General features: G+C 30.7%; 9 protein-coding genes. All 9 read right to left on the bottom strand.

From position 1 onward, the window contains the following. Positions 1-126 precede the first annotated feature (126 nt). Positions 127-1,179: a bifunctional diaminohydroxyphosphoribosylaminopyrimidine deaminase/5-amino-6-(5-phosphoribosylamino)uracil reductase RibD gene (gene ribD / locus Q0616_RS04485; protein WP_260542646.1), complete on the bottom strand. Its 1,053-nt coding sequence runs from the start codon at positions 1,177-1,179 to the stop codon at positions 127-129. A 9-nt stretch (positions 1,180-1,188) separates the two neighbouring features. Then, on the bottom strand, positions 1,189-3,051 hold the full coding sequence (locus Q0616_RS04480; RefSeq protein WP_298775429.1) for a DUF349 domain-containing protein: 1,863 nt from the start codon (positions 3,049-3,051) through the stop codon (positions 1,189-1,191). Between the two features lie 54 nt (positions 3,052-3,105). Continuing rightward, complete coding sequence (locus Q0616_RS04475) at positions 3,106-3,843, bottom strand: shikimate dehydrogenase (RefSeq protein WP_298775428.1); 738 nt, start codon at positions 3,841-3,843, stop codon at positions 3,106-3,108. Then, positions 3,840-4,517: a VTT domain-containing protein gene (locus Q0616_RS04470; RefSeq protein WP_171622340.1), complete on the bottom strand. Its 678-nt coding sequence runs from the start codon at positions 4,515-4,517 to the stop codon at positions 3,840-3,842. The genes Q0616_RS04475 and Q0616_RS04470 overlap by 4 nt, the downstream gene beginning before the upstream one ends. Positions 4,518-4,520: 3 nt before the next feature. Continuing rightward, positions 4,521-5,831: a UDP-N-acetylglucosamine 1-carboxyvinyltransferase gene (gene murA / locus Q0616_RS04465; protein ID WP_284583458.1), complete on the bottom strand. Its 1,311-nt coding sequence runs from the start codon at positions 5,829-5,831 to the stop codon at positions 4,521-4,523. A gap of 24 nt (positions 5,832-5,855) precedes the next feature. Beyond that, positions 5,856-6,575 (bottom strand): DUF4290 domain-containing protein, encoded by a 720-nt coding sequence (locus tag Q0616_RS04460; protein WP_225542781.1) that lies wholly within the window; start codon positions 6,573-6,575, stop codon positions 5,856-5,858. A gap of 350 nt (positions 6,576-6,925) precedes the next feature. Beyond that, positions 6,926-7,522, bottom strand: coding sequence for a hypothetical protein (locus tag Q0616_RS04455; protein WP_286484313.1), 597 nt, complete (start codon positions 7,520-7,522; stop codon positions 6,926-6,928). Beyond that, positions 7,503-7,961: a PH domain-containing protein gene (locus Q0616_RS04450; protein ID WP_260393783.1), complete on the bottom strand. Its 459-nt coding sequence runs from the start codon at positions 7,959-7,961 to the stop codon at positions 7,503-7,505. The genes Q0616_RS04455 and Q0616_RS04450 overlap by 20 nt, the downstream gene beginning before the upstream one ends. A 16-nt stretch (positions 7,962-7,977) precedes the next feature. Beyond that, the gene (locus Q0616_RS04445) at positions 7,978-8,253 is read right to left on the bottom strand and encodes a DUF2089 family protein (RefSeq protein WP_171622363.1); all 276 of its coding nucleotides are present in this window, start codon (positions 8,251-8,253) and stop codon (positions 7,978-7,980) included. Positions 8,254-8,294 lie beyond the last annotated feature (41 nt).

Here is an 8,294-nt window from a genome sequence, read left to right as displayed (position 1 = left end):
CTATCGAAAAACTAAAATCTACTTGGCCAGTTGCACTTATAACTTGAACATGGCGAATAATAAATTTGATGATATAATTATTAAACGAAAATTTTAATAAATTCAAATAAAAAAAGAACCTCAAAATTAAGGTTCTTCATTATCTAATCTATTTTCGAAAATATTTAATTCATCATTCAAAAAACGATGTTTTTCAGTTCGTATTCCTTTTAAGCGTGGTGCTAAAATTCCTTCATTCCAAATGGTATCAGAACTTAAGATTCTTGCTTCATCCCACAAATTGGCATCAATAAAATGTTGAATCGTATCGCATCCACCTTCAACAATCAGAGATTGAATATTATTTTCATATAAAAAGTTCATAATAGGCGGTAATATTGGTTGCGAAAAATCCAATTGGATAAGGTTTAAATTTTCTTCTGATGAATTTTCAAGTGAATTAAAAATAACCGTAGGTTGAGTCTGATCAAACAAATGAAAACTTCTCGGGATAGCTAAATTTTTGTCAATCGCAATTCTCAACGGATTATTCCCAGTCCAAAGTCTTGAGTTTAATTGTGGATTATCGATTAAAGCTGTGTTTTTTCCAACCAAAATAGCTTGTTCTTCCGTTCGCCATTTATGTACCAATTGTTTGGTGTATTGATTGGTAATCCACAATTGTATATCATCACGTCCGATGTATCCATCTTCAGTTTGTGCCCATTTTAGGATAATGTATGGACGTTTTTTTTGATGAAATGTAATAAAACGCTTATTAAGGTTGATGCATTCTTTTTCTAAAACACCTAATGTCACATCCACACCATTTTTTAGCAAACGTAAGTAACCTTGTCCATTTACTTTTGCAAACGGATCTAACGTTCCTATTACAACTTTCGGAATTTCTTTTTCAATAATCAAATCTGCACATGGAGGTGTTTTACCATGATGCGAACAGGGTTCTAATGTCACATATAAAGTACTTTCCTTTAATAATTCAGGATTTTTGACTGAATTGATCGCGTTTACTTCTGCGTGAGGACCACCGTATTCAGATGTAAAACCTTCACCAATAATTTGATTGTTATGTACAATAATAGAACCAACAAACGGATTAGGATATGTTGTTCCTAACCCGTTTGTAGCAATTTGTATACAACGAGCCATATAGTGCTCATCGATAGATTGTTGTGTCATCTCTAAAAATTATGCATTAAAATCTATGTTGAATAATGTTTTCAATTTGATTTCAGCTTCAATTAATTTTTTACGTTTTTCGTCAATTTGTTTGTAAACATCTTTTAATAAAGGATTGTTTTCATTCGCATTCGAAAAGAAATGTACGTTATTATCTAATTGATTGATTTCTTTTTCTAATTCTTCAATCGTTTTACGTGTTTTTCTAATCTCATCATCCAATAAATTACCATTATTTCCAGCTTTTACTTTATTGACAAAAGATTGTAACTTGTAATCGTTCAATTCATTTTTCGAAAGATTTAGCGCTTCAAGTTTTTTGTGATAAATATCTGTAAACTCTTGGTTGATTAATGTTTTATCCGTTGGTACTTTTCCTAAACTCGTCCAATTGTTTTGAATTTCTTCTAATTGTTTCAATGCTTCGTCTTTATTATCAGAAATAGTTTGATTCTTGAATTCCTGTAATAAAGCTTGCTTGTTTGTATAGTTTTGTTCAAATTTTTGATTCGCTTGTTCGTGACGTTTTTTGTAGCGATCAAAGAATTGGTTGCATGTATCTTTAAATTCTTTCCAAATTTTATCTGAATTTTTTCTTGGAACATGACCAATCTTTTTCCAATCATTTTGAATTCTTTTAATCACTTGAACTGAAGTATTCCAATCTGTGCTTTCAGCATGTTGTTTTGCAATTTCAAGTAAAGCCAATTTCTTTTTAAGATTAATATGTTGTTCTGATTTTAAATCTTTGTAGAAATCATTTTTGATGTGATTAAACTCTCGTGTCACTTCTTTAAAAGCTTCCCAAGTTTGAGAATTTTTATCTTTCGGCACACGTCCCAACGAAATAAAGTTCTCACGTAATGTATTTACTTCTTTAATTGCTTTTTGCCAATCACTGTGCGATTTACTTGTTGAACTTGATGCAATTTCTTTAATACGAGCAATGATTTGAGTTTTCTTCTCTAAATTATCTTTTTGCTCTTGTTTTATTTTTTCATTCAATTCACCTTTACGGTCATGAATTTTATTCGTTAATTCTTTGAATTTCTGCCACGTTGGTTCGCGCAAATCTTCTTGTACTGGAACTGCTTCTTCTTTCCATAAACGGTGAAGGTATTGCAATTCATTCAACGCTTTTTGAACATTATTTTCTAAGACTAATTCTTCTGCACGTTTGATGATAGAATAACGAACTTCAAGATTATGTGCATAATCCAAAGTTTGCAATTCTTTGTTCATATCCAAATACGTGTAGAAATTGTCTAAATGGAAAAAATAATTTTTAAAAACATTTTCAGCATTTTTGCTCGGAATTCTTCCTGCGTTATGCCAACGAGTTTTCAACTCGCGAAATTGTTTGAACATCGCCGCAGAAGAATCATTTTGTTCTTGGTATAAGGCTTTTAATTCGTCAATAATTTCTAAACGTTCTTTTAAATTATCTGATTCTTTTTTCTCATTTTCTTTATGAAAAACAGCTAATTGATTTTTGAAATCGTTATAAACAGCATTAAATTTAGCTTTATAAGAAGTTTCGTATCTAAAATCTAATTCATCTCCACCTTCATTCAAAAAAGCTTCTTTTTTAACAGCTTCGTCTTCGTCTAATTTATTTTTAAAAGCATCTCGAATTTGATTGAAATGTTCGCGAATATCTTGAACATCGTACTTGCTCAACAGATTTTTAGCTTCGTTTATTAAGACATCAAAGCTGAATGTTTCATAATCTTTAAACGAAATATCGCTCACTTTTTCTTGGTTGACTAACTCTTCTGTTTTATAAGTTTCCGTGTTAGAGTTGTTTGTGGTTGCAGATTTAGGTAATTGTTCTCCGTCTGCATTTTGCAGGTTATCCAATTCAGTATTCATAAGAAAATAAGTTTTGTTTCTCAAATCTAATAAAATTTGAGGACAATATCAAGTCTATTTTGTGTGATTATTCCAAATTTCCCAAGCTTTTTCTGCTTGTAGAATCAACATTTCGTGTCCGTTTTTTATTTTAGAACCATTATGTTGTCCATTTTCTAAAAATTTTGTCACGGCTGGATTGTAAATCAAGTCGTACAATAAATGGTTTTCGTTTAGAAATTGATAGGGTAGAAGTGGTTCATTTTCAATATTAGGAAAAGTTCCTACTGGTGAACAATTCACAATTATTTGATGAGAATGCATGATTTCTTCATTCAATTCGTCATACGTAAAATGATTTTTAATTTTCGTTCTTGAAACAATTTTATATGTGATATTTAATTGGTCAAGAATATAAAAAATAGCTTTTGCAGCACCGCCATTTCCCAAAACCAATGCTTTTTTGTAATGCGGTTCTAAAAGAGGTTGTAAAGAGTGTTGAAAACCGTAACAATCTGTATTGTGGCCAATTCTTTTTCCTTCTTTAATCAAAACTGTATTTACTGCACCAATTGCTTTTGCTTCGGGCGATAATTCATCCAAAAAAGGAATGATTTCTTGTTTGTAGGGAATTGTAACATTAAAACCTATTAAGCCTTCTGCTTCGAAAATTTTTTCTACTTCATCGATATGCTGTAAATCAAAAACATTGTAGACGCAGTCTACAATGTTTTCATTTATAAATTTTTCAGCAAAATAAGATTTCGAAAAAGAATAAGAAATATTTCTTCCGATTAATCCAAATTGTCTCATTCGTCTGTTTTATTTTTATTGAATCGAGCTTTCACAATTCGAATAATTAAAGGCATATTGGCCAATAAAATAATTCCAAAAATGAATTTCTCTAAATTATTTTTTACGATGTCAAACTGACCTAAAGTATATCCTAAAAAAGAAATTACGCCAACCCAAAGTACAGCACCAAAAAAACTGTAGGTGATAAATGTACGGTAATTAAGGTTTGTTACACCACATATAAATGGAATTATAGTACGAACTACTGGCATAAAACGTGCAATGATGATTGCTTTTTTACCGTTTTCGTTAAAAAATTCTGTTGCTTTTTCGATGTGTTTCTTTTTAAGGTACCACGAATCTTTTCTTCCTAAGATCCATCCGCCAAATTTTCGTCCAACATAATAATTTACGTTATCTCCAAGAATTGCTGCAACCATCAGTAAAGGAATGATATATTCGATATGTAAATGGTTTTGGTCATCGCTGGCCGCAATCATTCCAATCGAAAAGATAAGCGCATCTCCAGGTAAAAAAGGCATTAAAAATGACATGACAATTAAACCTGTTTCGGCAAAAATTATCAAGAATAGAATGGCATATATCCAATAACCGTAATTATTGATAATGTCCATTAATACCTTGTCTGGGCGTTGAACAAAATTGGTGATAAATTCAATAATAGATTGCATTTTTTATGCTCGTATAATATCAGCTCCAATAGCGCGTAAACGTACATCGATATCTTCGTAACCACGATCAATTTGATCGATGTTATGAATAACTGTTTTTCCTTTTGCAGAAAGTGCAGCAATCAATAAAGACATTCCGGCACGAATATCAGGCGACGTTAATTCTGCTCCTTTAAGAGGTGTTTCGTGATTAAGACCAATGACAGTGGCACGGTGAGGATCACATAAAATGATTTGTGCTCCCATATCGATTAGTTTATCTACGAAAAATAAACGTGATTCAAACATTTTTTGGTGGATTAAAACGCTTCCTTTCGCTTGTGTTGCAATTACTAAAATGATTGATAATAAATCAGGTGTAAATCCTGGCCAAGGCGCATCAGAAATTGTTAAGATAGAACCGTCAATAAAGCGTTCGATTTCATAATTTTCTTGAGCAGGTATATAAATATCGTCTTCGCGACGTTCTAATTTGATTCCTAATTTTCTGAAAACATCTGGAATAACACCTAAATTTTCCCACGAAACATTTTTGATGGTTAATTCAGATTTTGTCATTGCTGCCAAACCAATCCATGATCCAATTTCAATCATATCTGGTAAACATGTATGTTCGGTTCCGCCTAATTTTTCAACTCCTTCGATCGTTAAAAGATTTGAAGAAATTCCAGAAATTTTAGCACCCATTCTGTTTAACATTTTACATAATTGTTGAATATAGGGCTCACAAGCAGCGTTGTAAATAGTTGTTGTTCCTTTTGCAAGCACAGCAGCCATAATGATATTGGCAGTTCCTGTTACAGAAGCTTCTTCCAACAACATATAATTTCCTTGTAGTCCATTCTCGTCCACTTCTACACCGTAGAAATCTTCGTCTGGATTGAAACGATATTTTGCTCCTAATGCAAAGAAACCTTCGAAGTGTGTATCTAAACGACGACGTCCAATTTTATCTCCACCTGGCTTTGGCATAAATGCTTCTCCAAAACGAGCTAAAAGTGGTCCCATTAACATGATTGATCCACGTAAAGCAGCTCCATCTTTTCGAAATTGTTTTCCTTTTAAATAATCTAATCGTAATTCATCGGCTTGGAAAGTGAAATCACCTTTTCCATTTTTTTGTGTTTTGACACCTAAATCTCCTAAAATTTCAATCAAACGATTGACATCTCGGATATCCGGAATGTTTTTAACACGAACTTGTTCATTGGTTAATAAGACCGCACATAAAATTTGTAGTACTTCATTTTTAGCACCTTGAGGAGTGATTTCTCCTTTCAAAGGTTTCCCTCCCTTTATTTGAAATGTAGCCATTTAGTTGTATTAAATAGTTTTGATTTAACCTTTATTGTTTCGAACGTTTTGGTTTCGATTATTGTTATTTTGATTATTTCGGTTATTGTTGTTATTACGATTAGTCGAACTTTGGTTATTGTTTCGATTATTATTTTGATAACTTCGGTTACTTCTGTTGTTTTGATTGTTGTTTGAATGATTGTTATTGCTTAAACGCTCAGGAGAAACCAAATGATCTTCTACTTTTCTTAAATCAATTTTACCATTAGATAATTCGAACAAATGATTGAAAATAACTTGATCATCAACGGTATCTTTATTCCACAATAAATAACATTTTTTCATGTGATTAGCAATAGCAAAGTACAAGCCTTCGCTTTTTTCACCTTCTTCCCATGTTACAGCAACGTCAATCATTTTTCGAATATTATTCCCGTAATATCTGTATTTATAAATGCTTTGTGGATAATTTACTTTGTTTGGTTTGCTGTTTACAGTGTCCTTTTTTGTCGGAATTGGATAAGGAGATTTTACATCCAAATCAAATTCTGCCATGATAAAAAGTTGATCCCAAAGTTTGTGTTGGAAATCTGGTACGTCGCGCAAGTGTGGGTTTAATTCTCCCATAACTTCGATGATAATTTCAGCAAATCCGTTGCGTTCTGTTTCGTCTGTTATTGTTTTACAATGATTTACCATTTCTTGAATATGACGCCCATATTCTGGAATAATCAATTGCGTACGAAGTGTATTATATTCCATTAAATTTTCTAATGTATTGGTTACAAATTTACAAAAATCTATCCGATTATTTGAGTGAAAAAGGGATATTGATTGCTAAATTTTTATTAAATTATTGTCCTTCAAATATGGTTTAATTAGAAGAAGATAAACTTATCTTTCTATTTACTTTCTTCAAATTTGTTTAAAAAGTAAAGCCTTTGTTTAGTAAAGAAAATTAGGTTAAAAACCTTTCGATTGTCAACAAATATAATCTTTTTTTTTATCAAAAAATTAGTTGGTTATCGTTTAAAGATTAGATTAGTTCTTCTTTCTGCCTATCACTTCTTCTGTTTTTGATATTAATTGATGTGAATTAAGTGTTAAGTTTCTCATAGTTTTTGTGGAATTATAAGTGCTAAAATCGTTGTAGAAAGGATCAAAAGAAAGATTACTGCAATGTAACCCAAGGTTTGTTTAGTGTTTTTGAGATTTGTAACTGTTTTAAACCCCCTGTACAAATAATAAAACATAATTGCCATACAAAATAATGCGAAAAAACCTACAATAACTACCGTTATCATAATAGAAGGATTTTGTAAAATGGTTAAATCATTAGATAAAACTCCTTCCGTAACCTTGTTTATCTTCTGATTGATAAATGGAATAAAATCGGTGATAAAAACAATATAATAAGCAATTCTCGAAATTAAAACCACATTTATAATATCAATGAAACGAGTTTTTGGATTGATAAATTTTCCATAGAAATAAAGTAAAAGTATAGCAATTAAGACATTTCGGGTATTTTGGTAGATAATATCGACAAACGAAAAATCAATTTTTATTTTTTGAATACTCAAAAAATCAGGGAAATACGAATCGGTCAAATAACAGATATACGAAAAGAATAAATGTGCGATTAATCCAATAATCAATAATAATTTATCGTCAAAATAGGCAAAAGGATTAAGAAGTTTTTTGATCATCTTTTAAGGTTTTTATCGTGTGAATAAATTCATCAGGTTCGTCGCAACTAATCAAATATTTTACATTTTCTAATTCAATCGCAACCAATTTAGTTCGGTCTTTTATATTACATCGATAGTTATCCATCGAAATTCCAATCAATCCATAAACGCCTCTTGCGCCAATTATCATCAAATTGTTTTGAGATTTTCGAGAGATGCTTTTTATTTCATTTATAGGGATAACAAATGTTTTAATTTTTGTGCAAAAATAAATATTGTTTAAGTCAATTTTAATTTTATTAATAGAAAATAAATAACAACCAACTAGAACAGGAGTTACTATTCCCCAGTAAATTAGTTTAGGAAATAGACTTTTTTCATTATAAATCAGTGATAATCCAATGAGTAATAAAAAGGAAATTAGAATGACAGTTGTCCATTTAAAAAATGGTGACATCGTAACAGTAAACTCTTTATTCATTTGATATAGAATTTATTTTATGAATCAAATCATCTACCTTATTTCGCATAGTTGGATAACTTACATCCATTTGTTTTGCCATATCTTTTAGACTTCCTGAACTTAAGAAAAATTGCATAATAAAATGTTGTTCTTCTGAGGAAAGTTTTAAAAATAATGGAAGTTCATAGTTCCCAACAACTTGCGTTTCGCAATTGTTACAGATCAGTTTTTCTACAGCTAACTCTTCTGTGCAACTTGGACAAAGTACGGGTAGTTTTTTCAAAATATAAATAAAGTTAAATTAAACTTAAATAAAATTAATATAAT

The organism is uncultured Empedobacter sp. (assembly GCF_937930195.1).
Lineage (GTDB): Bacteria > Bacteroidota > Bacteroidia > Flavobacteriales > Weeksellaceae > Empedobacter > Empedobacter stercoris.
This window is presented reverse-complemented; position numbering and strand designations above follow the sequence as displayed.

Bases quoted from the DNA above. Each gene is read 5' to 3' on its own strand.
- Q0616_RS04480 (WP_298775429.1), bottom strand. From the start codon at position 3,051: ATGAATACTGAATTGGATAACCTGCAAAATGCAGACGGAGAACAATTA.
- murA (WP_284583458.1), bottom strand. From the start codon at position 5,831: ATGGCTACATTTCAAATAAAGGGAGGGAAACCTTTGAAAGGAGAAATC.
- ribD (WP_260542646.1), bottom strand. From the start codon at position 1,179: ATGACACAACAATCTATCGATGAGCACTATATGGCTCGTTGTATACAA.
- Q0616_RS04460 (WP_225542781.1), bottom strand. From the start codon at position 6,575: ATGGAATATAATACACTTCGTACGCAATTGATTATTCCAGAATATGGG.
- Q0616_RS04455 (WP_286484313.1), bottom strand. From the start codon at position 7,522: ATGATCAAAAAACTTCTTAATCCTTTTGCCTATTTTGACGATAAATTA.
- Q0616_RS04450 (WP_260393783.1), bottom strand. From the start codon at position 7,961: ATGTCACCATTTTTTAAATGGACAACTGTCATTCTAATTTCCTTTTTA.
- Q0616_RS04470 (WP_171622340.1), bottom strand. From the start codon at position 4,517: ATGCAATCTATTATTGAATTTATCACCAATTTTGTTCAACGCCCAGAC.
- Q0616_RS04475 (WP_298775428.1), bottom strand. From the start codon at position 3,843: ATGAGACAATTTGGATTAATCGGAAGAAATATTTCTTATTCTTTTTCG.